At 73.2% G+C, this 23,378-nt stretch carries 23 protein-coding genes and 1 pseudogene; 15 read left to right on the forward strand and 9 right to left on the reverse strand.

From position 1 onward, the window contains the following. The first annotated feature begins 241 nt into the window (after window positions 1-241). The 11 genes from crcB (ACZ5NW_RS04520) (at window position 242) to ACZ5NW_RS04570 (ending at window position 11,185) form a co-directional block, all read left to right on the forward strand. Window positions 242-697, forward strand: coding sequence for a fluoride efflux transporter CrcB (gene crcB / locus ACZ5NW_RS04520; protein WP_468742215.1), 456 nt, complete (start codon window positions 242-244; stop codon window positions 695-697). Continuing rightward, the gene (locus ACZ5NW_RS04525; protein ID WP_468742216.1) at window positions 694-1,101 is read left to right on the forward strand and encodes a DUF190 domain-containing protein; all 408 of its coding nucleotides are present in this window, start codon (window positions 694-696) and stop codon (window positions 1,099-1,101) included. Before crcB (ACZ5NW_RS04520) ends, ACZ5NW_RS04525 begins: the two co-directional genes overlap by 4 nt. 2 nt (window positions 1,102-1,103) lie before the next feature. Continuing rightward, window positions 1,104-1,469, forward strand: a complete 366-nt coding sequence (gene crcB, locus ACZ5NW_RS04530; RefSeq protein WP_468742217.1) for a fluoride efflux transporter CrcB — start codon at window positions 1,104-1,106, stop codon at window positions 1,467-1,469. A gap of 82 nt (window positions 1,470-1,551) precedes the next feature. After that, on the forward strand, window positions 1,552-2,388 hold the full coding sequence (locus ACZ5NW_RS04535) for an undecaprenyl-diphosphate phosphatase (RefSeq protein WP_468742218.1): 837 nt from the start codon (window positions 1,552-1,554) through the stop codon (window positions 2,386-2,388). Window positions 2,389-2,576: 188 nt separating this feature from the next. Then, entirely contained in the window at window positions 2,577-3,254 is a 678-nt protein-coding gene (locus ACZ5NW_RS04540) for a FadR/GntR family transcriptional regulator (RefSeq protein WP_468742982.1), read from the forward strand. Further along, a complete protein-coding gene (locus ACZ5NW_RS04545; RefSeq protein WP_468742219.1) occupies window positions 3,251-4,690 on the forward strand; it encodes an amino acid permease in 1,440 nt (479 codons plus the stop codon). The genes ACZ5NW_RS04540 and ACZ5NW_RS04545 overlap by 4 nt, the downstream gene beginning before the upstream one ends. A gap of 44 nt (window positions 4,691-4,734) precedes the next feature. Continuing rightward, window positions 4,735-5,751 carry an asparaginase gene (locus ACZ5NW_RS04550; RefSeq protein ID WP_468742220.1) on the forward strand — a complete coding sequence of 339 codons (1,017 nt, stop codon included), beginning with the start codon at window positions 4,735-4,737 and terminating at the stop codon, window positions 5,749-5,751. A gap of 118 nt (window positions 5,752-5,869) precedes the next feature. After that, window positions 5,870-7,279 carry an aspartate ammonia-lyase gene (gene aspA, locus ACZ5NW_RS04555; protein WP_468742221.1) on the forward strand — a complete coding sequence of 470 codons (1,410 nt, stop codon included), beginning with the start codon at window positions 5,870-5,872 and terminating at the stop codon, window positions 7,277-7,279. A gap of 36 nt (window positions 7,280-7,315) precedes the next feature. Continuing rightward, window positions 7,316-8,254, forward strand: coding sequence for a glutaminase (locus tag ACZ5NW_RS04560; RefSeq protein WP_468742222.1), 939 nt, complete (start codon window positions 7,316-7,318; stop codon window positions 8,252-8,254). Between the two features lie 127 nt (window positions 8,255-8,381). After that, a complete protein-coding gene (mptB, locus tag ACZ5NW_RS04565) occupies window positions 8,382-9,776 on the forward strand; it encodes a polyprenol phosphomannose-dependent alpha 1,6 mannosyltransferase MptB (RefSeq protein WP_468742223.1) in 1,395 nt (464 codons plus the stop codon). Window positions 9,777-9,811: 35 nt separating this feature from the next. Then, a complete protein-coding gene (locus tag ACZ5NW_RS04570) occupies window positions 9,812-11,185 on the forward strand; it encodes a glycosyltransferase 87 family protein (protein ID WP_468742983.1) in 1,374 nt (457 codons plus the stop codon). Between the two features lie 86 nt (window positions 11,186-11,271). On the opposite strand, the pseudogene ACZ5NW_RS04575 reads toward ACZ5NW_RS04570, so the two are convergent. From ACZ5NW_RS04575 to rho, 3 genes and pseudogenes are all read right to left on the reverse strand, one after another. Beyond that, window positions 11,272-12,195 (reverse strand): annotated as a pseudogene (locus ACZ5NW_RS04575) (D-alanyl-D-alanine carboxypeptidase family protein); the annotation flags it as partial. 53 nt (window positions 12,196-12,248) lie between these two features. Next, window positions 12,249-13,463, reverse strand: coding sequence for an abortive phage infection protein (locus ACZ5NW_RS04580; RefSeq protein ID WP_468742224.1), 1,215 nt, complete (start codon window positions 13,461-13,463; stop codon window positions 12,249-12,251). A 100-nt stretch (window positions 13,464-13,563) separates the two neighbouring features. Further along, window positions 13,564-14,706 carry a transcription termination factor Rho gene (gene rho / locus ACZ5NW_RS04585; protein ID WP_468742225.1) on the reverse strand — a complete coding sequence of 381 codons (1,143 nt, stop codon included), beginning with the start codon at window positions 14,704-14,706 and terminating at the stop codon, window positions 13,564-13,566. 479 nt (window positions 14,707-15,185) lie between these two features. Between rho and ACZ5NW_RS04590 the strand changes: the two genes are divergently transcribed. Continuing rightward, on the forward strand, window positions 15,186-16,106 hold the full coding sequence (locus ACZ5NW_RS04590) for a zinc-binding dehydrogenase (RefSeq protein WP_468742226.1): 921 nt from the start codon (window positions 15,186-15,188) through the stop codon (window positions 16,104-16,106). Between the two features lie 61 nt (window positions 16,107-16,167). On the opposite strand, the gene ACZ5NW_RS04595 is transcribed toward ACZ5NW_RS04590, so the two are convergent. After that, a complete protein-coding gene (locus ACZ5NW_RS04595) occupies window positions 16,168-16,569 on the reverse strand; it encodes a nuclear transport factor 2 family protein (RefSeq protein WP_468742227.1) in 402 nt (133 codons plus the stop codon). 74 nt (window positions 16,570-16,643) lie between these two features. On the opposite strand from ACZ5NW_RS04595, the gene ACZ5NW_RS04600 reads away from it, so the two are divergent. Both ACZ5NW_RS04600 and ACZ5NW_RS04605 read left to right on the forward strand, forming a co-directional pair. Next, window positions 16,644-17,207 carry a PadR family transcriptional regulator gene (locus ACZ5NW_RS04600; protein WP_468742228.1) on the forward strand — a complete coding sequence of 188 codons (564 nt, stop codon included), beginning with the start codon at window positions 16,644-16,646 and terminating at the stop codon, window positions 17,205-17,207. Window positions 17,208-17,212: 5 nt separating this feature from the next. Continuing rightward, window positions 17,213-17,971, forward strand: coding sequence for a class I SAM-dependent methyltransferase (locus tag ACZ5NW_RS04605; RefSeq protein WP_468742229.1), 759 nt, complete (start codon window positions 17,213-17,215; stop codon window positions 17,969-17,971). Here the strand turns inward: ACZ5NW_RS04605 and ACZ5NW_RS04610 are convergent. The 5 genes from ACZ5NW_RS04610 to ACZ5NW_RS04630 all read right to left on the reverse strand — a co-directional run bounded on the left by ACZ5NW_RS04610 (window position 17,941) and on the right by ACZ5NW_RS04630 (window position 22,058). Further along, window positions 17,941-18,741, reverse strand: a complete 801-nt coding sequence (locus tag ACZ5NW_RS04610) for a GntR family transcriptional regulator (RefSeq protein ID WP_468742230.1) — start codon at window positions 18,739-18,741, stop codon at window positions 17,941-17,943. The genes ACZ5NW_RS04605 and ACZ5NW_RS04610 overlap by 31 nt on opposite strands. Window positions 18,742-18,908: 167 nt before the next feature. Beyond that, on the reverse strand, window positions 18,909-19,877 hold the full coding sequence (locus ACZ5NW_RS04615) for an acetylxylan esterase (protein ID WP_468742231.1): 969 nt from the start codon (window positions 19,875-19,877) through the stop codon (window positions 18,909-18,911). A 111-nt stretch (window positions 19,878-19,988) separates the two neighbouring features. Beyond that, on the reverse strand, window positions 19,989-20,576 hold the full coding sequence (locus ACZ5NW_RS04620) for an Rv1733c family protein (protein WP_468742232.1): 588 nt from the start codon (window positions 20,574-20,576) through the stop codon (window positions 19,989-19,991). Window positions 20,577-20,704: 128 nt separating this feature from the next. After that, window positions 20,705-21,460, reverse strand: a complete 756-nt coding sequence (locus ACZ5NW_RS04625) for a ferredoxin reductase (RefSeq protein ID WP_468742233.1) — start codon at window positions 21,458-21,460, stop codon at window positions 20,705-20,707. Then, on the reverse strand, window positions 21,453-22,058 hold the full coding sequence (locus ACZ5NW_RS04630) for a sulfite oxidase-like oxidoreductase (protein WP_468742234.1): 606 nt from the start codon (window positions 22,056-22,058) through the stop codon (window positions 21,453-21,455). Before ACZ5NW_RS04630 ends, ACZ5NW_RS04625 begins: the two co-directional genes overlap by 8 nt. A gap of 221 nt (window positions 22,059-22,279) precedes the next feature. Between ACZ5NW_RS04630 and ACZ5NW_RS04635 the strand changes: the two genes are divergently transcribed. Beyond that, window positions 22,280-23,215, forward strand: coding sequence for an NADP-dependent oxidoreductase (locus ACZ5NW_RS04635; RefSeq protein WP_468742235.1), 936 nt, complete (start codon window positions 22,280-22,282; stop codon window positions 23,213-23,215). The last annotated feature ends 163 nt before the right edge of the window (window positions 23,216-23,378 follow it).

The raw sequence follows: 23,378 nt of genomic DNA on the forward strand, positions 1-23,378 counted from the left end.
CGGTCGGCGCTGCTGCCGGCCAGCAGCAAGGTCGGCGTGGGAGGCAGTGGCCGGGCGGGGTCGGTGAGGCGCGGCGGGCCTCGCCCGCCCGCCGTCTCCTCTCGGCCCGCCGTCTCTCCTCGGCCCGCCGTCTCCCCTCCGCCCGCCGTCCCCCCTCCGCGCGGCGCTACGCTGGTGCTCGGTCGTGATCACCCCAGCTGGGTCGATGCGGCGGCCGGGCAGGAGACGACGTAGGGGCGATATGACAGCGCGGGAAGCGGAGAGTCCGGTCAGCGGGGTCGTTCCCCGGTCCGCCGTGCGTGATCAGCTTCCCGTGGTGGCCGTGGTCGCCGTCGGCGGAGCCCTCGGTGCCACCGCCCGCTACGCGGCCGCCCAGTGGTGGCCCACCCAGGACACCGGCTTCCCCTGGACCACGTTCTGGGTGAACGTCACCGGCTGCGCCGTGATCGGCGTCTTCCTGGTGCTGATCACCGAGGCCCTGACCGCCCACCGACTGCTGCGCCCCTTCTTCGGCACCGGCGTCCTCGGCGGCTTCACGACGTTCTCGACCTACGCCGTCGAACTCCAGCGCCTCTTCGACGCGGGCCGCCCCGCCACCGCGTTCGCCTATCTCGCCGCGACCCTCCTCGCGGCCCTCACCGCGGTGTGGCTCGCGGCCACGGCGACCCGCCGCCTGCTGATCAGGAGGCCGCGATGACCGCACCGACCGGCCGCGCCCTTCGGCTCACGGTGTTCGTCGGCGAGAACGACACCGTCCACCACCGCCCGCTGTACTCGGAGATCGTGCACCGCGCCCACGCGGCCGGTCTGGCCGGCGCCAGCGTCTTCCGCGGCATCGAGGGCTTCGGCGCCTCCTCTCTGATCCACACCTCCCGGCTGCTCTCCCTCAGCGAGGACCTGCCGGTGGCCGTCGTGATCGTCGACACCGAGGACCGCGTCCGCGCCTTCCTGCCGCAGCTCGACGAACTGGTCACGCAGGGCGGCCTGGTGATCCTCGACGACTGCGAGGTCATCCTCCCTCGGTCCGGGCTCCGCTCGACCGGGGGCACCTCCATCGCCGGCCGGGAGACCGGCGCACCGGACGCGAAGGGTAAGAAGTAGTTGTGAACTGGCTGGTGGTCGTCGCCGGCGGAATGATCGGCGCCCCGCTGCGCTATCTCACCGACCGCGCCGTGCAGTCCCGCCACGACTCGGTCCTGCCCTGGGGCACCTTCGTGGTCAACGTCACCGGCTGCCTGATCCTCGGCCTCCTCACCGGCGCCGCACCCGCGAGCACCGACCTGCGCCTGTTCCTCGGCACCGGGCTGTGCGGAGCCCTCACGACGTACTCGACCTTCTCCTACGAGACCCTGCGGCTGGCCGAGACCGGAGCCGGCCTCGCCGCCGCCGGCAACGTCGCGGGGAGCGTCGTGGCCGGCCTCGGGGCCGCGTTCGCCGGCGTCTGGACCGGCCAGGCGCTCTGGGGCTAGCGTCCGCCGTGCGCGCGGTCGTACCTGCGCCTGGTAGGACTGTCTACAGCATTGTCGTCCCTTCACCTCAGAACTGGATTCCATGAGTGCCATCTCCGTCGGCCAAGCCGTCGTCCTCGGAGCCGTCGAGGGAGTGACCGAATTCCTCCCCGTCTCCTCCACCGGCCATCTGAAGATCACCGAGGGCCTCATGCACATCCCGGTCGACGACGACGCCGTCGTCGGGTTCTCGGCCGTGATCCAGGTCGGGGCGATCGCCGCCGTGCTGGTCTACTTCTTCAAGGACATCGTGCGGATCGTCTCCGCCTGGGGGCGCGGTCTGCGCAACAAGGAGGAGCGCTACCACCACGACTACAAGTTCGCCTGGTGGGTGATCTACGCCACGCTCCCGATCGTCGCCGTGGGCCTGGCCGCCAAGCCGCTCATCGAGGGCCCGCTGGCCTCGCTGTGGGTGGTGGCGGGCTCGCTGATCGTCGGCAGCGGTGTGATGTGGGCGGCCGACCAGATGGGCCGCCACAAGCGCGGTGAGGACGACACCTCCCTCAAGGACGCGATGCTCGTCGGCAGTTCGCAGATCCTCGCGCTGCTCTTCCCCGGCTTCTCCCGCTCCGGCGCCACCATGTCCACCGCGCTCGTCCTCGACCTGGACCGCGTCGCCGCCACCCGCCTGTCCTTCTTCCTCGGCATCCCGGCCCTCACCGGCGCCGGACTGTACGAGCTCAAGGACGCGCTGGGCGCGGGCGTGGGCGCGGCCCCGCTGGTCGTGGGCACGCTGGTGTCCTTCGTCGTGGCCTACGGCTCCATCGCCTGGCTGCTGAAGTTCGTGGCCAAGCACTCCTTCAACGCCTTCGTGGTCTACCGGCTCGTCATCGGCGTGCTGCTCTTCGGCCTGCTGGGCACCGGGGTCATCGACAGCTGACGGCTCCGCCGAGCCGCCGCCGGCCACCGGCCGACCCGTACGGGCGTGAAGTCTCTTTTCAGACTTCACGCCCGTTGAATTTTTCCTTTCGGCTCCCTTGACACCACCCGTCGCTCACCCGGAACATCTCCTCCGTGAACCTGTCAGACAGCCGGACAGCCAGTCAGCCGCCGCGGCGCGTCAGCGCCATGGAAGCGGTGCTCGGGCATCTGCGTGCCGCCATCGAGCGCGGCGAGTACGCCGTGGGGGACAAGCTCCCCTCCGAGGCGGAGCTCTGCCGCACCCTCGAGGTGTCCCGGCCCGTGCTGCGCGAGGCCCTGCGCGCCCTGCAGACCATGGGCCTCACGGTCGCCAAGACCGGCAAGGGCACCTTCGTGATCGCGAACACCGTCGAGGACCCCACCTTCGGCGACTACGCGGCCAGCGACCTGCTCGAAGTGCGCCGTCACGTCGAGATCCCGGTCGCCGGATACGCGGCCGTGCGCCGCACCCCGGAGAACCTCGACCACCTGGCCCATCTGCTGGAGCGGATGGAGCGGGAGACCGACACCACAGCGTGGGTCGCGATGGACACCCTCTTCCATCTGGCCGTCGCCGAGGCCGCCCAGAACCCGGTCTTCCGCCGGGTCATCGAGGAGATCCGTGACGCACTGGCGCGTCAGTCGGCCTTCCTCAACGAGCTGGGCGGCCGCCGTGAGCAGTCCAACCGCGAGCACCGGGCGATCGTCGAGGCGCTGATCGACGGTTCCGAGCTCGACGCGGTCGAGGCCATGAGCCATCACCTCGACCGGGTCGAGACGACCCTCACCGACATCGTGCGGCCCCCTCGCACGAACACTCCCCTGGAAGGCGGACCCGAGGCGTGAGCGAACAGCACCTCAAAGACGAGACGCGCCCTTCGTCCACCCATGTAGACGCCGGAGACGTCGGCTACAGCAAGAGCCTGAAGCACCGGCACGTCAACATGATCGCCATCGGCGGCGCCATCGGCACCGGCCTCTTCCTCGGCGCGGGCGGCCGGCTCGCCGACGCCGGACCCTCCCTCTTCGTCGCCTACGCCGTCTGCGGCGTCTTCGCTTTCCTCGTCGTGCGCGCGCTCGGTGAACTCGTCCTGTACCGCCCGTCCTCCGGCGCCTTCGTGTCGTACGCCCGTGAGTTCCTGGGCGAGAAGGGCGCGTACACCGCGGGCTGGATGTACTTCCTGAACTGGGCCACCACGGGCATCGCCGACATCACCGCGGTCGCGACCTACACCCACTACTGGGGGATGTTCTCCGACATCCCGCAGTGGGTGATCGCCCTGATCGCCCTGGCCGTCGTCCTCGCCGTGAACCTGATCTCGGTGAAGATCTTCGGCGAACTGGAGTTCTGGTTCGCCATCGTCAAGGTCAGCGCGCTGGTGATCTTCATGGTCATCGGTATCTTCCTGCTGGTCACCCAGCACCCCGTCGACGGCACGACCCCCGGCCCGTCCCTGATCACCGACAACGGCGGCGTCTTCCCCAACGGTCTGCTGCCCATGCTGCTGATCGTCCAGGGCGTCGTCTTCGCCTACGCCTCCGTCGAGCTGGTCGGCGTCGCCGCCGGTGAGACCGAGAACCCCGAGAAGATCATGCCGAAGGCGATCAACTCGATCATGTGGCGCGTCGGCCTGTTCTACGTCGGCTCGGTCGTCCTGCTGTCGATGCTGCTGCCGTGGAACAAGTACACGTCCGGCGAGAGCCCCTTCGTGACGGTCCTGTCCAACATCGGCGTCCCGGCCGCGGGCGGCGTGATGAACCTGGTCGTCCTCACCGCCGCCATGTCCTCCCTCAACTCCGGCCTGTACTCCACCGGCCGCATCCTGCGCTCCATGGCCGTGAACGGCTCCGCCCCGCAGTTCACCGCCAAGATGAGCCGCACCCAGGTCCCGTACGGAGGAATCCTGCTGACCAGCGGCATCTGTGTGCTCGGCGTCGGTCTCAACTTCGTCGTCCCCGCGGACGCCTTCGAGATCGTGCTGAACTTCGCCGCGATCGGCATCCTCTCCACCTGGGGCATGATCATGGTCTGTCACCTCCTCTTCTGGCAGAAGACCCAGAAGGGCGAGCTGACCCGCCCCGGCTACCGCCTGCCGGGCTCCCCCTGGACCGAGCTCGTGACGCTGGCCTTCCTCGCCTCCGTCCTGGTCCTCATGTACGCCGACGGCGGCGCCGGACGCACCACCGTGCTGTGCCTGCCGCTGATCGTCGGAGCGCTCGTAGCGGGCTGGTACGCCATCCGCGGCCGCATCGCGCGCACCTCAGCCAAGGCCGACGCGTGAAACCGGCGCCGGCCCACGACAACCCCGAAGTGATCCCAGCAGTGATGTACAGCAGTTCCCTCGCGGACGCCCCCGCGATCCGTGAGCCCCTCCACGCCCCCGTCGCCCAGCTCATACGCGGCGGGGTGACGGAGGGCGTCCACTACGGCTCCGTCGTGGTCCTCGGCGCCGACGGCTCGGTCCAGCTCCAGCTCGGCGACATCGAGGCGGCCTTCTACCCGCGCTCGGCGCTCAAGCCCGTCCAGGCCGTCGCCATGGTCCGGGCCGGGCTGCCTCTGGACGGCGAGCTGCTCTCGCTCGCCGCCGCCAGCCACTCCGGCGAGGAACGCCACCTCGCCGGAACCCGGCGGATCCTGGAGCTCGCCGGAGTCGGCGAGGACGCCCTGCGCAACGTCCCGGACCTGCCGTACGGCCCGGCCGTGCGCGACACCTGGGTACGGGAGGGCCGCGCGCCCTCCCGGCTCGCCCAGAACTGCTCCGGCAAGCACGCGGCCATGCTGTACACCTGCAAGCTCAACGACTGGCCCCTCGACGGCTACCTCGACCCGGAGCACCCGCTCCAGAAGGCGATCGCCGAGATCGTCGAGGACCTCACCGGCCAGCGGATCGCCCGGGTCACCGTCGACGGGTGCGGCGCCCCTCTCTTCGCGGTCTCCCTGCACGGGCTCGCCCGGGCCGCCGCCCGTATCACCGGCGCCGTGCCCGGCACCCCCGAGGCGCGCGTGGCGGACGCGATGCGGGCCCACCCCGAGATGGCCTCCGGCGCGGGCCGGGACGTGGCCGCGCTGATGCGGGCCGTTCCCGGACTGCTCGCCAAGGACGGCTTCGAGGGGGTCCAGGTCGCGGCGCTGCCCGATGGGCGGGCGGTCGCGGTCAAGATCTCCGACGGGGCGAACCGGGCGCGGATCCCGGTGGCCGCGGCCGCGTTGGCTCGCGCCGGCGTCGATCCCGGTCTGCTCGCCGAGTTCGTGGGGGAGCCGCTTCTCGGGGGTGGGGAGCCGGTCGGGTGTGTGCGGGCCGTCCGGGCTCTCGATCCCCTTGAGTTGAGTGCGTGCGCCTAGCGGCCCGCCTCGCCTGTCGGTCTGCGGCTGCGGGACCGTCGTGGCTGATCGCGCAGTTCCCCGTGCCCCTTTCAGGGGCGCTCTCATCTTCGTACCTCAGAAAGAGGATCGTTTCTTCATGAACGCCGTCACCCGGAGCGAACACGATCTGCTCGGGTTCCGTGATGTTCCCCTCGACGCCTACTGGGGTGTCCACACCCTGCGTGCCACCGAGAACTTCCCGATCACCGGTACGCCGATCTCCGCCTACCCGCATCTGATCGAGGCCCTCGCCGCCGTCAAGGAGGCCGCCGCCCTCGCCAATGAGGAGCTGGGCCTGCTGGAGCCGCGGAAGGCCGCCGCGATCGTCGAAGCGTGCCGGGAGATCCGCGAGGGCAAGCTGCACGACCAGTTCGTCGTCGACGTCATCCAGGGCGGCGCCGGCACCTCGACGAACATGAACGCCAACGAGGTCGTCGCCAACCGGGCGCTGGAACTGCTCGGCCACGAGAAGGGCCAGTACCGGTTCCTGCACCCCAACGAGGACGTCAACCTCGGCCAGTCCACCAATGACGTCTACCCGACCGCCGTCAAGATAGCGACGGTCTTCGCGGTACGTGGACTGCTCAAGGCGATGGCTGTCCTGCAGGACGCCTTCGGCCGCAAGGCCGTCGAGTTCCGCAATGTGCTCAAGATGGGCCGTACACAGTTGCAGGACGCGGTCCCCATGACGCTCGGTCAAGAGTTCTCCGCGTTCGCCGTCATGATCGACGAGGACCGCAATCGTCTTGACGAGGCCGTCCAGTTGATCCATGAGATCAACCTCGGCGCCACGGCCATCGGCACCGGCCTCAACGCCCCCGCCGGATACGCCGAGTCGGCCCGCCGCCATCTCGCCGAGATCACCGGGCTGCCGCTCGTCACCGCCGCGAACCTCGTCGAGGCCACCCAGGACTGCGGCGCGTTCGTGCAGATGTCCGGCGTCCTCAAGCGCGTCGCGGTCAAGCTCTCCAAGAGCTGCAACGACCTGCGGCTGCTCTCCTCCGGCCCGCGCGCCGGTCTCGGCGAGATCAATCTGCCGCCCGTGCAGGCCGGTTCGTCGATCATGCCCGGCAAGGTCAACCCGGTGATCCCCGAGGTCGTCAACCAGGTCGCCTTCGAGGTGATCGGCAACGACGTCACCATCACGATGGCCGCCGAGGCGGGCCAGCTCCAGCTGAACGCCTTCGAGCCGATCATCCTGCACTCCCTGTCGGAGTCCATCACCCACCTGCGCACCGCCTGTCTCACCCTCGCCGAGCGCTGCGTCGACGGCATCACGGCCAACACCGAGAAGCTGCGCGCGACCGTCGAGAACTCCATCGGCCTGGTCACCGCGCTCAACCCGCACATCGGCTACGAGGCCGCCACCGACATCGCCAAGGAGGCCCTCGCCACCGGCCGCGGCGTCGCCGAACTCGTCCTGGAGAAGGGGCTGTTGCCCGCCGGTACCCTCGCCGACCTGCTCCGTCCCGAGGTCGTCGCCGGCAGCGGCTCCCCGCTGGCCTGACCTGCGGCTGCGCGCCAGGACCGACCCGGAGGCACAATGGTGATCATGACAACGACGTCGTCCCTCGCCTTCCAGCCGGTCCTGGAGCGCATCGCCGAGGAGATCGAGCGGACCCCCGGCCGGGGCCGTCCCGCCGACTACATCCCGGCGCTCGCGGCCCGCGACCCGCGCCGCTTCGGCATGGCCGTCGCGGAGCTGGACGGCACGGTGTACGGCGTGGGGGACTGGCGGGCGCCCTTCTCCACCCAGTCGATCACCAAGGTCTTCACGCTCGCCCTCGACCTGGCCCGCGAGGGCGACGAACTGTGGGAGCACGTGGGGCGCGAGCCCTCCGGCAACCCCTTCAACTCCCTGGTCCAGCTGGAGTACGAGAACGGCATCCCGCGCAATCCGTTCATCAACGCCGGCGCCCTCGTCGTCACCGACCGCCTGCACACCCGTACCGGGGACGCGGCGGGCACCCTGCTCGCCTTCCTGCGGGCCGAGAGCGGCAATCCGGACCTCGATTTCGACCGGGCCGTCGCCGCGTCCGAGACCGCGCACGGCGACCGCAACGCGGCCCTCGCCCACTTCATGAAGTCGTACGGCAACATCGAGAACGCCGTGCCGACGCTGCTGTTCGAGTACTTCCGCCAGTGCTCGATCACCGCCTCCTGCGCCGACCTCGCCCTGGCCATCTCCTTCCTCGCCCGGCACGGCATACGCGCCGACGGCTCCCGGCTGCTCACCCGCAGCCAGGCCAAACAGATCAACGCGATCATGCTGACCTGCGGCACCTACGACGCGGCCGGCGACTTCGCCTACCGGGTGGGCCTGCCCGGCAAGAGCGGCGTGGGCGGCGGCATCATCGCCGTCGTCCCCGGCCGCTGCACCCTGTGCGTATGGAGCCCCGGCCTCGACGAACGGGGCAACTCGGTCGCCGGTGTGGCCGCCCTGGACCGCTTCACCACCCTCACCGGCCTCTCGGTGTTCTGAACCGCCGCCCGTGCCCCTCGGGAGCCGCCCGGCGCGCTCACACGGCGGTCACGAGCAGGCCGCCGCCCCGAGGGCGGAGCGTCGCTTTCCGGCCACCCGGCGTTGACACGATGCCCGAGTGTTGGCCATGGCTTTTCCCGTCGATCTCCGCCGCTGCCAGGTGCTGGGCCTGGCCGGCACCACCTGTCTCGCCCTGGGCGGCGAGACGGCCGGTGCGCTGCCCGCCGGCGACCTCCTGGCGCCCTCCTCGCCCCAGGCCGTCCTCGGCCTGGTCGGCGTGTACTTCGGGCTGGTCCTGCTCACCGCCGCCTGGGCACTTCTCGGCCGCCTGGTCCGCGGCAGCGCCCCGCCGAGCCCGCGCGCCCTGGTGCTCGTCCTCGCCGTCTGGGCGGCGCCGCTGCTGCTCGCGCCCCCGCTGTTCAGCCGGGACGTCTACAGCTATCTCGCCCAGGGCGCCATGGTCGACGCCCATATCGACGTCTACGCCCACGGCCCGTCCAGGCTCGGCGGCCCGCTCGCGGACGAGGTCGCCCCGCTGTGGCGGCACACCGGCGCCCCCTACGGCCCCGTCTTCCTGGCCGTCGCCGGCGCGCTGTCCGCGCTGACCCGCGGCGAACTGCCCGCGGGCCTCGCCGGGATGCGCGCCGTGGCCGTCCTCGGCGTGGCGCTGATGGCGGCCGCCCTGCCCCGGCTGGCCCGGCACTGCGGCGCCGACCCGGCCGCCGCGCTGTGGCTGGGCGTGCTCAACCCGCTGGTCCTGGTGCACCTGGTGGCCGGCGCCCACAACGACGCGATCATGCTCGGGCTGCTGGGCCTCGGCCTGGTCGCCGCGCTCGGCCGCCGCCCCGCCCTGGGCGCGGTGCTGGTCACCCTCGCCGCCCTGGTCAAGGCCCCCGCCGCGCTCGGCCTCGCCGCGATCCTGGTGCTCCAGCTGCGTGCCGGGCGCCGCCCCCTGCCGGCCGTGCTGACGACGGCGGCCGCGTCCGCCGCCACCACGGTCACCGCGACGGCCGTCGCCGGCACCGGATACGGCTGGATCGGCGCCCTCGGCACCCCCGTCTCCCCGCACAACTGGGCGCTCACCGGCCTCCTCGGCCGCGCCACCCGCGCCCTGCTGGAACACCTCGGCAGCGGCCTCGCCCCGTACGCCGTCCCCGCCTGGCACGTGCTCGGCCTCGTGGTGACCGCCGTCGCGCTGATCGCCATATGGTGGCGGCTGCGGCCGCGCCCGGTGTACGCGCTCGGGCTGAGCCTCGCCGCGGTCGCCGCGTTCGGCCCGGCCGTCCGCCCCTGGTACGCCCTGTGGGGTCTGTTCCTCATCGCCGCCGCGGCCCCCGACACCCCGATACGGCACCGGACGGCCGCCGTGGCCGGCGTGCTGGCCCTCGCCGTGCTGCCCGACGGCGGAGCGGCCGGCGCCGACCAGCTGGTGCTGGCCGTCTCCGGGGGCGCGCTCGCCGTGGTCGTGCTGTGGCAGGCCCACCTCGCCACCCAGGCCCCGGCCGTGGGGAGGACCGCATGAGAACGGCCGCCACCGACCGAGGCCGTCCGCTGCCGGTGTCCGCGCCCGCCACCGACCGCGGCCGCCTGCTGCTGGTCCTCGCCCTCGCCGCCGCCGTCACCGTCTTCACCGCGACCGTGCCCCTGCTGCGCGACTGGTTCGACCTGCGCGTCTACTACGGCACCGTCGACACCTGGATCCACCACGGCGGCCGCCTCTACGACTACCGGGTGCCGGGCACGCCGTACGGCTTCACCTACCCGCCGTTCGCCGCCGTCGCCATGCTGCCCATGGCCCTGCTCGGCCTGCGCACGGCCATCGCGGTCTGCCTGCTGCTCAACCTGGCGGCCCTCGCCTGGGCCTTGCGCGTGCTCACCGGGCCCGCCTGGCGGCGCCACGGCTGGTACGGCGCCGCCCTCGCCGCCTGCGCCCTGGCCCTCTACGAACCGCTGCGCGACACCCTCAGCTTCGGCCAGGTGAACGTCGTGCTGCTGGCCCTGGTCCTGACCGACGCCTGGCTGCTCACCACCGGCCGCGCACGCCGGGCGGGCGCCGGGATCGGTCTCGCGGCGGCGATCAAGCTGACGCCGGCGCTCTTCATCGGCCTGCTGCTGCTCGCCGGACGCCGTCGCGCGGCCGCGGTCGCCACCGCCGTGGCCGCCGGGGCCACCGCGCTGGCCGCCCTCGTCGACCCGGACGCCTCACGCTTCTACTGGACCGAGGCGATGTGGGACACCACCCGGGTGGGCCGCCTGGACTACGTCTCCAACCAGTCGCTGCAGGGCGTCCTGGCCCGGCTCGGTGTGGAGAGCCGGGCCGTCTGGGCGGTGCTCGTCCTCTGCGCGCTGGGCGTGTGGGCGGTGCGGGCCCGGCGCGCCGCGGCCACCGGGAACTGGCACGCGGCGTTCGCCCTCACCGGCCTGACGGCCTGTCTGGTCAGCCCCATCACCTGGGTGCACCACCTGGTGTGGCTGCTGCCGTCCTTCGCCGTGCTGGTCCGCGCCGGACACCCCCGCGTCGCGGGCGCCCTGTACGCGGTGCTGTGCACCAGCGTGGTGTGGCTGTGGTTCCACGACGCCTCCGGCGTCGACGGCTTCGTCGGCAGCAACGCCTACACCTGGATCACCCTCGGGCTGCTGCTGTGGCTGCCCGTCGATCAGGTGCCCGCCGAGCGGCGGGGCCGCAGCCGCAGCCCGAACGCGACGGCCGCCGCGCCCAGCCCGGCGGCGCCCGCGATCAGCAGCACGTCGGTCAGCCCCGGCCCGCCGCCGGGTCCGTCGGCCGCGGCGGGGGCGGCGACGGAGGCGACGACCGGCAGCGCCGGCGGGCCGGGACGCGGCCGCGCCCGCAACGCGTCCAGCGAGCCCACCGGATCGACCCGCCCGGCGGCCGCGAACCCCCAGTCGAGCAGCGCCCGCGCCTCCTCGTAGACGGCGAAACGCCCGCCGGAGCGAGGGTGCATCACGGTGACGACGAGGGTGCGTCCGCCCCGGCGGGCGGCGGCCACCAGGGTGTTGCCCGCGTTGGTGGTGTAGCCGTTCTTGACGCCGATCAGCCCCGGGTAGGGCTCGACGCCGTCCGCGCCGGTCAGCAGCCGATTGGTGTTCGCGATCTCGTACGACCCTCCGCTCGCCCCCGGGAAGCTCGCCACGGCCGTGCCGCAGTACCGCGCGAACTCGGCGTTGCGCAGCCCCGCCCGGCCGAACACCGCCAGGTCGTACGCCGACGACACCTGCCCGGGCGTGTCGTAGCCGTCGGGCGACAGCACGCGCGTGTCGAGCGCGCCCAGGGCGTGCGCCGTGGCCTGCATGCGCAGGGCGGTCGTGTGCCAGCCGCCGTTGAGGGCGGCCAGGACGTGCACGGCGTCGTTGCCGGAGTTGAGGAACACCCCGCGCCACAGGTCGGCGACGCTGTAGGTGCGTCCGGCCGCCACGCCGACGAGGCTGCTGCCGTCGCCGATCCCGGACAGCTCCCGCTCGGTCACCTCGTGCTGGACGCCGGCCGGCAGGCCGGGCAGCACGGTGAGCGCGAACAGCGTCTTGAGGGTGCTGGCGGGCGGCAGCCTGCGGTGCGCGTTCGCGGCGGCCAGCACCTCACCGGTCCCGGCGTCGGCCACCAGCCACGACAGCGCGGAGACGTCCGGGACCTGCGGCGCCCGGCGGTGCGGGCGGACCTGGGTGCCGGGGCGGTGCAGCAGCGAGGAAGCGGGCGTGGCCGCGGGCCCGCCCGGCGCGCCCGGCCCGCCGGCGCCGGTCCCGGCGGGGGTGGGGCCCGCCGGGGCGGCGGCCGTGGCGGGGGCCAGGGCCAGGGCCAGGGCGTCGGCGGGTCCCAGGGCCAGGGCGCCGGCGACGCACACCACGCAGGCCGAGGCGGCGGCCCGGGAGGAGAGGATCCGAGAGGAAAATCCGATCGTCATATGGTCAAACGTAGGAACGGTCATGCCCGGCGCCGCGCTGCCCGTGCCGTACACCGCCCGCGAGCACCCGGATGGCTTCACCCGCCGTGCGTCCGGGCGAGCCGCGCGTACCGTCCGGCCAGCGCGTGGAACGCCTCCTTGGGCTCCCAGTGCCAGTCGGAGGACGGGTCGTCCGGGCGGTCCTTGAGGGGCTTCACGAGGCCGTAGCTCGCCATGTCGAGGTCGTGCAGCGGGTCACCGGGCCGGTGCGGGGCGTCCGGCGTGACGAACTCGAACGCCATCGCCGCGTAGAGGTTCAGGGACGCGAAGACGTCCACCAGCCCCGCCACGTAGTCGGCCTGGGTGCGTTCGCTGCGCACCAGGTGCCCCTTGATCTCCGGCGGGTTCTTGGAGTCGTCGACCACGTCCCAGCCCATGCCCGCCGTCTCGGGGGCCCCGACGTAGGCACAGGTGCCGAACTCCGTGATGGCCAGCGGCTTGCCCCAACGCAGGTAGCGGCGCAGGGCGCGGAGGTGGTCGACGGGGCGCGGGTGGGAGGCGTAGTAGTCGATGCCCACGATGTCGAACAGCCGCCAGTCGACGGTGTCGTCCTGGGCGGCGGCGTACCCCAGCCGGCCGTGGAAGACGGAGCGGCCGACCGCCGCCGCCCTCGCCGTGAACCGGTCGAGACGGCGCTGCATCGCGACGGGGTCGACGCTGCCGGAGAGCAGGTTCCTGATCCGTTCCACGGCCGTGTCGCCGGGGACGATGCCCGGCACGAACAGCCAGAACTCGCAGCCCACGCTGAAGTCGACGCTCGCGCCCTGCCGGCGCAGCCGCTCGGCGAACCGGCCGGTCTCGGCCAGGTGTTCCAGGACGTCCCGCTCCGGTACGTCGCCGAGGGTGGGCTGGAGCCAGACGTGCAGTCCGCGTTCGGCCGCCTCGGCGGCGGTGGTCGTGAGGCGTTCCACGCCGTCGCCGGTGACGTCGACGGTGTCGGCGTGCAACTCGTCGCGGATCACCCGGAGGTCGGCGCGCATCCGGTCGCGGCTGAAGGCGGTGCCGGGCGTCTCGCCCTCGCCGACGGTGTAGACGACGCCCCGGTGACACAGCCCGTGCCGCCCGTGAGCGGGCCGGGCCGCGCCGGTGGCCGTCGGGGACGGCCCGTCCGCCGTCGACGCCGAGGCGCCCGTCGCTCCCGTCGCGCGGCCCGTCGCTCCCGCCGCGCCGGCCGGCAGCAGCGCCGCCGCGAGCCCGGTCGACGCCATACCGGCCAGGAACCGTGCCCGGCTGATCCCCTTGGTCTCATCCATACGGTCACTGTGCCGAGCGCGGGTGGGCCCTGCCGTCCCCCGAAGGTCTACGGTGCCCCGACGAAGGGATGGGAGAACGGCGCCGAAGGATGCCCGGCCCTCAGCCGGACGGCAGGGTGGGCTGGACGCGGCGCAGGAAGGTCGCGTTGTCGGGAGTCGCCCGCATCCGCTCCAGCAGGGTCTCCAGACCGGTGTGGCCGTCGCGGGACCCGAGCGCCCGGCGCAGTCCGCGTGTCGCGGTCAACTCGGCCGGGGAGAGAAGCAGTTCCTCGCGGCGGGTGCCGGAGGTGGTGATGTCGACGGCGGGGAAGACGCGCCGGGAGGCGGGCTCGCGGTCCAGGCGCAGCTCCATGTTGCCGGTGCTCTTCAGCTCCTCGAAGAAGAAGTCGTCGGCGCGGGAACCGGTTTCGACCAGGGCGGTGGCGAGGATGGTGAGCGAGCCGCCCTCCTCGACGGCCCGCGCGGCGCCGAAGAACCGCTTGGGACCGAGCAGCGCGGTCGCGTCGACCCCGCCGCTCAGGGTGCGGCCCCCGGCGGCGGCCGCGTTGTTGTGCGCTCGGCACAGCCGGGTCAGCGAGTCGAGCAGGATCACGACGTCCTCGCCCGCCTCGACGAGCCGCTTGGCCCGCTCGACGACGAGTTCGGCGAGCGCGATGTGCTGTCCCGGCGCCCGGTCGAACGTCGAGGCGTAGACCTCGCCGCGCACCGAGCGGCGCATGTCGGTGACCTCCTCGGGGCGTTCGTCGAGGAGGACCACCATCAGCCGGCACTCGGGGTGGTTGCCGGCGACGGCGGCGGCGATCTGCTGGAGCAGTACGGTCTTGCCGGCCTTGGGCGGGGCGACGAGCAGTCCGCGCTGCCCCTTGCCGACGGGCGCGAGCAGATCGATGACGCGTCCGGCGAGGCCGGCGGCCGGGTGTTCCAGGCGCAGTCGCTCGCCGGGGTGCAGGGGGGTGAGGTCGCGGAAGTGCCGGCGGCCGTGCGGTGCGTCCGGTGCGCGGCCCTCGACGCGGGTGATGTCGGTCAGTGCGCGGCGGCCGCCGAGCACGCCTTCCACGAGGTCGCCCTTGCGCAGGCCGTGACGGCGGATCAGCGCCGGGGGGACGGCGGGGTCGGTGGGGGAGGGCAGGCAGTCGGGGGAGCGCAGATGTCCCTTCCCGCCGCCGTCGACGTCGAGGACGCCGGTGACGATCCGGGCCGGGGGCTGCTCCTGGACAGGGGGGTGTTCGAGTGTGGTGGTCATCGGGGGCGGTCCTTTCGAGGACGGCGGGCATGTGACATGCGAGGGGAAGGGGAAGCCGCGAAGGGCGGGCGGCCGTGGGCGAGTTCCTCACGGGCGGGCCTGCCGGCGGCGGGAACGGCACGGCCGGTGCGGTGAGTTGCACCGCGCGGGCGGTACCGGAAGAGCGCCTGCGTAGGGGACGAGATCGACCGGACCTTCGTCGGACGCGAGGTCGAACGCAAGGGTGAAGAGAGAGAAGAACAGCACCGGCGCCCACGACGGGGCGTGCACAAGTGCTGATGGCAGCGTAGCACCGCTGCACCGCTTCGTAGGGGAGAACGCGCCGGCGACCGCAGTTGTTCCCGCCGATTCCTCGCCATTCCTCGCCATTCCCCGCCGATGTCCCGTCGGTTCCCGTCGCGCGCGCGGGAAGGGATCGGCCCCGGCGCTGGTTGCGCGTAGGACGCACGGCGGATCACCTGACGACGGAAGGGCAGACCATGCGCGCACTGATCGTGGACCCCGAGGCACCCGGACGGCTGCGGCTCGGGGAGGCCCCGGACCCGGTTCCGGGCCCCGGGCAGGTGCTGGTGGAGGTGCGGCACACCTCGCTGAACGCCGCCGAACTGTACTTCGCCGAGCAGGCCGGGCCCGGCGAGGTGCTGGGCTATGACGCGGCGGGCGTGGTGGTGGCCGCCGCGCCGGACGGCGGCGGACCCGAGGTGGGCAGCCGGGTCGTCGGCTTCGGCACCGGAGGCGGTTTCGGCGCCCTGCGGGCGATGGACGTCGCCGATGTGGCGGTGGTCCCGGCGGGCGTGGACCTCGGGGAGGCCGCGGCCCTGCCGGTCGCCGCGGGGACCGCGCTGCGGGCGCTGGAGCAGGCGGGGCCGCTGCTGGGGCGCCGGGTGCTGGTCACCGGGGCGTCGGGCGGGGTCGGCGGGTTCGCCGTCCAGCTGGCGGCGCTCGGCGGGGCGTACGTCGTGGGGGTGGCCGGTGCCGAGGACGGGCGGCGCTGGGTGGGCGAGCTGGGCGCGGACGAGGTCGTGGCGGGCGTCGACGCGGTGGACGCGCCGGTGGACGTCGTGGTGGACACCGTCGGCGGGGACCAACTCGTCGCCGCCTACGGCCTGCTGGCGCCGGGCGGCAGTCTGCAGAGCGTGGGCTGGGCCGCCGGGCGGGAGTCGGTGCTCCCGGTCGGGTCGACGCTGGGCAGCATCGCGCCCCGCAGCATCGTGTCGGTCTACAACGGCGGCGGCCTCACCGACCGCAACGCCCAGCTGACGCGCCTGCTCACCCTCGTGGACGGTGGCCGGCTGCGGGTCCCGGTCGGCTGGCGCGGCCCCTGGGAGAAGATCGCGGACGCGGTACGCGCCCTGAGCGACCGCACGCTGCGGGGCAAGGCGATTCTCGACATCTCGTGACGCCGGTCAGTGAAGGGCCCCTCCCCGGCTGAGGCGCGCCCAGCCCCTGACCTGACGGTTCTCAGCCGGCGGACCGGGCCTGCGCCTCCTTCAGGATCTCGTCGAACTGTGCCCCCATGGCCGCGGCCAGCGCCTGCGCCCCGGACAACGGGCGGACCATGACGGTGAGTTCGTCGATACGGCCCTCCTCGTCGAGGTGGATGAAGTCGCAGCCCGTCAGCTCCCGTTCGCCCACCCGGGTCGCGAACACCAGCGCGTGGTCGCGGCCGTCGGCGCCGGCGAGCTCCCGGACGTAGTGGAAGTCCTCGAAGACGCGGGTCACGCCGCGCAGGATCGCGGCCGTGATCGCCTTGCCCTCGTACGCCTTGAACACCACCGGGCTGGTGAAGACGACGTCCTCGGCCAGCAGCGCCTCGACGGCGTCCATGTCCCCGGCCTCGACCGCCTCGCGGAACGCGCGCATCGGTTCACCTCACCCTTACTCAAATAATTTAATAGGCGAGCCTGAGAATAATCACCTGCTGTTACCGTGTCCACATGTCTCTCAAGTACGCCGTTCTGGCCGCCCTCCTGGAGGGCGAGGCATCGGGCTACGAGCTGTCCAAGATCTTCGACGTCTCGCTCGCGAACTTCTGGCCCGCGACCCCGCAGCAGCTCTACCGCGAGCTGGAGCGGCTCGCGCAGGACGGCCTGATCGAGGCCCGGGTGGTGCAGCAGGAACGGCGGCCCAACAAGCGGATGTTCACCCTCACCGAGACCGGCCGCGCCGATCTGCGCGCCTTCGCCGCCGCCCCGCCCCGCAGGCCCACCGCCATCCGCGACGAACTCCTGATCAAGATCCAGGCCGGGGACGCGGTGGACCCGGAGATCACCCGGGAGCTGATCGAGGAGCGTATGAGCTGGTCGCGCGGCAAGCTGGATCGCTACGAGCGGGTGCGCGAGCGGCTTCTCGGCGGCCGCACCGAGGAGGAGTACCTGCGCGAGACCGACCGGGTCGGCCCGTATCTCACCCTCATGGCCGGGATCGGCTTCGAGGAGGAGAACCTGCGCTGGTGCGAGCGGGCCCTGGCCGTGGTGCGGCAGCGTGTTGCCCTAGGGTGAGACGGATGTTCAGCCCCGAAGGCCCGAGCCTGCGCGAACTCGCCGTCCAGGCGCTGTCGTCCGTCGAGCGCGGCTACGACCTGCTCGCCCCCAAGTTCGACCACACCCCGTTCCGCACCCCCGACTCCGTCCTGGACGCCGTCGCCGCCGCGCTGGAGCCGACGGGGCCCTACGACGACGGGCTGGACCTGTGCTGCGGGACGGGCGCCGGGATGGACGTGCTCGCCCGGCTGTGCCGGCGCGGTGTCACCGGCGTCGACTTCAGCGCCGGGATGCTGGCCGAGGCCCGCAAGCGCACCGATATCAGCGGGCCGCGCGTGTCCTGGGTCCGGGCGGACGTCCGCGCGCTGCCCTTCACGCCCGCCTTCGATCTCGCCGTGAGCTTCGGGGCGTTCGGCCACTTCCTGCCCCGTGAACTGCCGGGCCTGTTCGCCCAGGTGCGCTCGGTCCTGCGCCCGGGCGGCACCTTCGCCTTCCCCGTGCTCGCCCCGCCCCGGCCGACCGCCCCCGCGTACTGGATGCTGCTCGGCTTCGACGCGGTGATGCGGGTGCGCAACGCCCTGTGGCGGCCGCCGTTCGTCATGTACTACCGGGCCTTCCGACTCGGCGACGTACGGCGGGAGTTGGAGCGCGCCGGGTTCCGCGTGGACCTCCGGGCGCTGCCCGAGTTCGGGCGGCGCGGCGACGGAAGCCCACGCGTCCGGCTGGTCCTGGCCCGGGTGCCGTCCGTCGGTCAGCCGGCCGACGGCAGGGTGAACTCGTAGACCAGCGCGCCCTGTCGGGTGTCCAGCACCAGGTCGGTGATCTCCAGCGGGCGGGCGAACTGGTCGTGCACGCGGCGGGTCACCCGCATCGAGGGCGCGCCGGTGCCGGTCGTGCCGTCCCTGCCCTCGGGGCCGTGGGGGAGGGTGATCGAGTCGTGGTGGTGCAGGGTGAGGCCCGCGCGGCGCATCCAGTCGTAGGCGCGCCGCAGTTGGGGCGCGTGGGCGGTGTCGGTGCGGTCGCGGTAGCGGGCCAGCTCCTCGACCTCGGCGAGCGCGACGGCCGAGAACGACGTCACGGCGGTGCGCCGGCCCCGCCCGTCCGTGCCGGGCGACTCGTAGCGGTGCACCAGCGTCGGCCGGTGCGGGGCGAGACCCAGGGCCTCCGCGTGCCCGGGCGGGGGCGGTTCCCAGCTGACGGTGGTCCGGTCCACGGCCACCGGGTCCTCGGCCCGGGCGCCGACCGGGAAGGCGAGGAAGGACGGGGTGCCGACCGGGGTACCGGGCAGCGCGGCGTGACTGCCGCGCCGGTCGGTCCCGAGCAGACCGTCCCGGCGCAGCATCTCCAGCGCCTGCCGTACGGTGTCCCTGCTGACCCCGAAGCGCTCCGCCAGCCGGCGCTCGCCCGGCAGCCGTGCGCCGGGTGGGACGGTGCCGTCCCGCAGCTGGTCGAGCAGCTGCGTCGCGATCCGCCAGTAGAGGGGCCGGTCGTCGGGGTGGGCGGTGTCCGGGTGTTCGGTGTCCGGGTGTTCCCGGGGGATGCTGCGGGCCATGCCGCGCGCCTCCTGTGGTGACGTGCCGTATCCGTGCGTGCTCGGTGCGCCACCAGATCTAGCATTGGTCTAAACCACATGGGAAGGGTGGCCGGAGCGATCGGCCGAAACCGAACGCCCCGACCGCGTCACCGCGCCCCGGCGGGGTCCGGCGGGGGCCGAACGCCTCAGGCGTACGCGCTCAGCCAGCGCAGTTGCTCGGCCTGCTGGAAGGGGCCGCCGCCCTCGTGGTCGTTGAAGTCGTAGACCTCGATCCTCTTGTCCTCGTGCCCCCAGGCGTTGAACGCGGCGAAGACCGTCGACGGCGGGCAGGTCTGGTCCTCCAGGGCCGCCGAGAAGAGCGCGGGCGCCGAGCCGCGCGCGGCGAAATGCACGCCGTCGAAGTAGGACAGCGTGCGCAGCACGTCCTCGGTGCGGCCGCGGTGCGTCTTGAGGAACAGGCCGATCTCCCGGTAGGGGTGACGGTCCGTCAGCGTCACGGCACGCGGGAAGTCGCACAGGAACGGCACGTCCGGGGCGACCGCCACCAGGTCCGGCACCAGCCCGCCCACGGCGATCGTGATGCCGCCGCCCTGACTCCCGCCCGTCAGCGCGGTCCGCGAGGCGTCGGTCAGCGGGTGCGAACGGGCCGCCTCCACCGCGCGCACCCCGTCCGTGAACACCCGGCGGTAGTAGTAGTTCTCGGGCGCGTCGAGTCCGCGCGTCATGAAACCGGGGTACGACGGCGCGCCGCCCACGGGGTCGGCCGTGCCGCCGCCCCCGCCCCAGGCGCTGCCCTGGCCACGGGTGTCCATGACGAAGTGGGCCCGGCCGGTCGAGGCCCACAGCAGATGCTCGTGCGGCAGCCCGCGCCCGCCGCCGTATCCGACGAACTCCACGACCAGCGGCAGCGGCTCCCGCGCGGCGGCCGGCAGGGTCAGCCAGCCCTTGACCGGGTGACCGCCGAACCCGGCGAACGTCACATCGAACACCTGGACGGTGCTCAGTCCGGTGTCGACCGGCTCGAAGCGGGCGTCGAGGTCGTGCTCGCGCGTCTCGGCCAGCGTCTTGGACCAGAAGGCGTCGAAGTCCTCCGGATCCGGGGATTCGCTGCGGTACTCGTGGAGTTCGTCGAGGGACAGGTCGAACAGGGCCATACAGGACCGCCTTTGTTGAGTTCCCGTGCGAACAAGCACACCGTACGTGCGGGTGGGAGCGCTTTCCAGACCCTTTCGCGCACCCCCGCGCGCCGCGCTGCGGGCCCGTGGTCATGCGCCCTGGCGCCGGGTCCACTCCGGTTCCGTGCGGGCCCACTCGCGCTCCCATTCGCTCAGCCGGTGCCACAGGGCGACCCTGCGCACCAGCGTGTGGCCGAGCAGCACCGCACCGGCCGTGCCGACCGCCGCGCACGTCGCGATGGTCAGGGTGCGCTGCCACACCGTCGCGTCACTCGGCGGCGGGGCAGCCCCGCGGCCCTGGCCATCGATCCACACGTCCACCGTCGCGCCCGTCCGGGTGCCCGTCGGCACCGGGGCCGTCGCCGTGCGCGCGGCCCCGCCCGGCTCGTGCCAGCGCACGGTCACCGGGACCGTCTGCTCACGGCCGCCCTGCACCGTGGGCGGTGGGGTGGGGACACGGCCGACGACCTCGGCCCGCACCTTGTGGCGGTCCGCCCGCTGGGCCACGGCCACCGAGCGGGCGTCCTCGTGGGCCCAGCGCCCGGCCAGTGCGCCGGCCAGCGGCGCCCCCACCAGGAGCAGGACGGTCACCACCAGTGCCGTCCAGGCCTCGACGACATCCGAGCGGCGCCTGAGCGGGCTGTTCCGCCAGCGCCAGCCCCGTACGCGGGTACGCATGCCGACCTCCTCGCCGCACAAGGAGTGCCACGGTCTTTGGGTACCCCGAATCGCGGTGGTCGTTCATGGTGGGTGGGCGGAGTTGGGGGCGCGTGAGGGGGGTGGGGTCGGCCCGGACCCCCGCCCCCTCAGCCGAAGCGTTCGATTCTGATGCGGTTCACCGGCTGGCCGGCTGCCACCAAGAGGCGGGACGCGTGTTCCGCGAAAGCGTTGGAGCCGCAGATGTAGGCCTCCCAGCCGGTCTTCGGCGGGGTGGTGAACAGGGGGGTCAGGTGGGTGGGGGAGAGGCGGCCGACCGGGGTGCCCTCGGGGGCGTGGCGGGTGTAGACCGGGGTGGTCTCCGTGCCGTACTCCCTCGCGTAGATCAGGTCCTCCGGGCTGCGCGCGGACACCAGCAGGCGCAGGGGTATGTCCAGGCCGCGGGCGCGGTGGGCGCGGACCATCGACATCAGGGGGACGACCCCGGAGCCCGCGCCGATCAGCAGCGCGGGGCGGTCCCCGGGCCACGCGAAGAAGCCGCTCACCGGCCCCCGTACCTCGACCCGGTCGCCGGGCCGGGCGACCTCGTGGAACCAGCCGGAGACCTCGCCCCCGTCGACGTGGTCCAGGGTCAGTTCGATGTGTCCGGAGTCGTCCGGCGCGGAGGCGATCGAGTAGTGCCGCTGGGCGGTGTAGCCGTCCTCGGCGGTCAGCCGCAGCATCAGATGCTGGCCGGGCACATGCCCGGGCCACCCGGGCACCGCCAGGCGGAAGGTGGCCGCGCGCGGGGTCTCACGACGGATCTCGGTGACCGTGGCCGTCTGCCACACCGTCGCCGTCGGCTCGCTCACGGCGATGCGGCCGGGCACGGCGAACCGGGTCGGGGGCGTGAAGGTGTCAGTCACCGGAGTACCTCTGCTCCTCCCAGGGGTTGCCCCGCGCGTGATAGCCGTTCTGCTCCCAGAAACCCGGCTCGTCATGGTCGAGGATCCGGATGCCGGCGATCCACTTGGCGCTCTTCCAGAAGTACAGGTGCGGCACCAGCAGCCGTGCCGGGCCGCCGTGCTCGGGCGGCAGCGGGCGGCCGTCGTACTCGAACGCGATCCAGGCGCGGCCGCCGGTGAGGTCCGCGAGCGGGAGGTTCGTGGTGTAGCCGGTGTGCGCGTACGCCACGGCGTGGGTGGCGGACGCCTCGGGCCGCACCGCCGCCAGGAACGCGTCCAGCGACACGCCCCCGAACCGCACCCCGAACTTCGACCAGCTGGTCACGCAGTGGATGTCGCCCTCGTACGCCGACGCGGGCAGCGCGCGCGCCTGCTCCCAGGTCCAGGTCTGCGGCTGCTCGACAAGGCCGTCGACGCGGAAGGTCCAGTCGTCGGGCGTCAGCTCGGGCGTCACCTCCGCGGACAGGACGGGCCAGTCGTCGCCCGCGTCGTACTGGCCGGGCGGCAGGCCCGGGTCGGGGACGCGGGGGCGCCCGGTGAAGCCTCGGGTGACGTTCATGTCGATCCAGCCGGACGGGGGTGATTGCTGACGCGTTCCACCGTACGTGCCCGTGCGAGGTGCCCCGACCAGCAGGGCTCCGCGATCGTGACAGCCGTATGAACTCTCCGGCGGGCCGGGAATAGCGTCCCGCGCGCGCCCCTTGGCCTGTGATGACGGCCGCTCGCGAGCCCGGCGTGAGCGATGAGGGGCCGGCGTGAGCGATGAGGAGAGGCGGAGCGATGCCCAAGGCGTACGTGTTCACGCGGTACGGCGGACCGGAGACCGAGAGGCTGATCGACGTCGACCGGCCCCGCCCGGGCCCCGGCAGGCTGCTGGTCGCCGTCCGCGCGGCAGGGGTGAACCCCGTCGACTGGAAGCAGCGCACGGGCTACCGGCGCCCCGGCGAGAGCGGGGACCGGGTGTTCCCGTCGGTGCTCGGCAACGAGGTCGCGGGGGTCGTCGAGGAGATCGGCGCGGGCGTCACGGGCTTCGCCCCCGGTGACGAGGTCTTCGGTACGGCGGTGTCCGGTGCGTACGCCGAGTACGCGCTGCTCCCCGCGGGCATCGCCGCCCACAAGCCGGCCGGGCTGTCCTTCATCGACGCGGCGACCCTGCCCGTCGCCGCCGCGACCGCCTACGACGGGATCCGCCAGCTGGATCTGCCCGCCGGGGCGACGCTGCTGGTCACCGGAGCGGGCGGCGGGGTCGGCGTCGCCGCGCTCCAGATCGCCCGCAGCGCGGGGCTGCGCGTGCTCGGCGTGACGAGCGTGGCGAAGAAGGACCTCGTGGAGTCGCTGGGCGCCGTCCATGTGCTGTCCGGGCCCGACTGGGCGCGACGAGCCCGCTCGGCGGCCGCTCCGGACGGGATCGACGGGGTGTACGACCTGGTCGGCGGCGCGGTGCTCACGGCTGCCGCCGACCTGCTGACCGACCGCGCGAAGCTGGTCACCGCCGGCGCCCCGCAGAACGCGGTGGAACGGCTCGGCGGCGCGCGGGTGGCCCGCGCCCGCACCGCGGCCGTCCTGGAGGCGGTGGCGCGGCTCGTGGTGCGCGGCGACCTGGACCCGCTGGTGACGGGCACGTACCCCCTGGAACGAGCCGGCGAGGCCCTCCGCGAGGTCGAGGCGGGCCACGCCCGCGGCAAGATCGTGATCGAGGTGGCGACAGCGGCATGAGCGCGAGCGAGGGTGGTGGCGGCAGCTTGACCGGGAGCGAGGAGAGAGGGCGCGTGGACGTGGAGCGCGGGGAAGGCGGAGAGGTCGTGACAGCGGCGAGCGGTGGGGGTCACGGTGGGGTGAGCGGGCTGCCGGCCGCTCCGGGGCCGGCGCGCGGCGAAGC

This window comes from Streptomyces sp. NPDC032126 (genome assembly GCF_055580085.1).

What these genes read in the sequence shown, in the direction of transcription:
- crcB (WP_468742215.1), top strand. Translation starts at nt 242, where the DNA reads ATGACAGCGCGGGAAGCGGAGAGTCCGGTCAGCGGGGTCGTTCCCCGG.
- ACZ5NW_RS04525 (WP_468742216.1), top strand. Translation starts at nt 694, where the DNA reads ATGACCGCACCGACCGGCCGCGCCCTTCGGCTCACGGTGTTCGTCGGC.
- ACZ5NW_RS04535 (WP_468742218.1), top strand. Translation starts at nt 1,552, where the DNA reads ATGAGTGCCATCTCCGTCGGCCAAGCCGTCGTCCTCGGAGCCGTCGAG.
- ACZ5NW_RS04540 (WP_468742982.1), top strand. Translation starts at nt 2,577, where the DNA reads ATGGAAGCGGTGCTCGGGCATCTGCGTGCCGCCATCGAGCGCGGCGAG.
- ACZ5NW_RS04550 (WP_468742220.1), top strand. Translation starts at nt 4,735, where the DNA reads ATGTACAGCAGTTCCCTCGCGGACGCCCCCGCGATCCGTGAGCCCCTC.
- aspA (WP_468742221.1), top strand. Translation starts at nt 5,870, where the DNA reads ATGAACGCCGTCACCCGGAGCGAACACGATCTGCTCGGGTTCCGTGAT.
- ACZ5NW_RS04560 (WP_468742222.1), top strand. Translation starts at nt 7,316, where the DNA reads ATGGTGATCATGACAACGACGTCGTCCCTCGCCTTCCAGCCGGTCCTG.
- mptB (WP_468742223.1), top strand. Translation starts at nt 8,382, where the DNA reads ATGGCTTTTCCCGTCGATCTCCGCCGCTGCCAGGTGCTGGGCCTGGCC.
- ACZ5NW_RS04580 (WP_468742224.1), bottom strand. Translation starts at nt 13,463, where the DNA reads ATGGATGAGACCAAGGGGATCAGCCGGGCACGGTTCCTGGCCGGTATG.
- rho (WP_468742225.1), bottom strand. Translation starts at nt 14,706, where the DNA reads ATGACCACCACACTCGAACACCCCCCTGTCCAGGAGCAGCCCCCGGCC.
- ACZ5NW_RS04590 (WP_468742226.1), top strand. Translation starts at nt 15,186, where the DNA reads ATGCGCGCACTGATCGTGGACCCCGAGGCACCCGGACGGCTGCGGCTC.
- ACZ5NW_RS04595 (WP_468742227.1), bottom strand. Translation starts at nt 16,569, where the DNA reads ATGCGCGCGTTCCGCGAGGCGGTCGAGGCCGGGGACATGGACGCCGTC.
- ACZ5NW_RS04600 (WP_468742228.1), top strand. Translation starts at nt 16,644, where the DNA reads ATGTCTCTCAAGTACGCCGTTCTGGCCGCCCTCCTGGAGGGCGAGGCA.
- ACZ5NW_RS04605 (WP_468742229.1), top strand. Translation starts at nt 17,213, where the DNA reads ATGTTCAGCCCCGAAGGCCCGAGCCTGCGCGAACTCGCCGTCCAGGCG.
- ACZ5NW_RS04610 (WP_468742230.1), bottom strand. Translation starts at nt 18,741, where the DNA reads ATGGCCCGCAGCATCCCCCGGGAACACCCGGACACCGAACACCCGGAC.
- ACZ5NW_RS04615 (WP_468742231.1), bottom strand. Translation starts at nt 19,877, where the DNA reads ATGGCCCTGTTCGACCTGTCCCTCGACGAACTCCACGAGTACCGCAGC.
- ACZ5NW_RS04620 (WP_468742232.1), bottom strand. Translation starts at nt 20,576, where the DNA reads ATGCGTACCCGCGTACGGGGCTGGCGCTGGCGGAACAGCCCGCTCAGG.
- ACZ5NW_RS04630 (WP_468742234.1), bottom strand. Translation starts at nt 22,058, where the DNA reads ATGAACGTCACCCGAGGCTTCACCGGGCGCCCCCGCGTCCCCGACCCG.
- ACZ5NW_RS04635 (WP_468742235.1), top strand. Translation starts at nt 22,280, where the DNA reads ATGCCCAAGGCGTACGTGTTCACGCGGTACGGCGGACCGGAGACCGAG.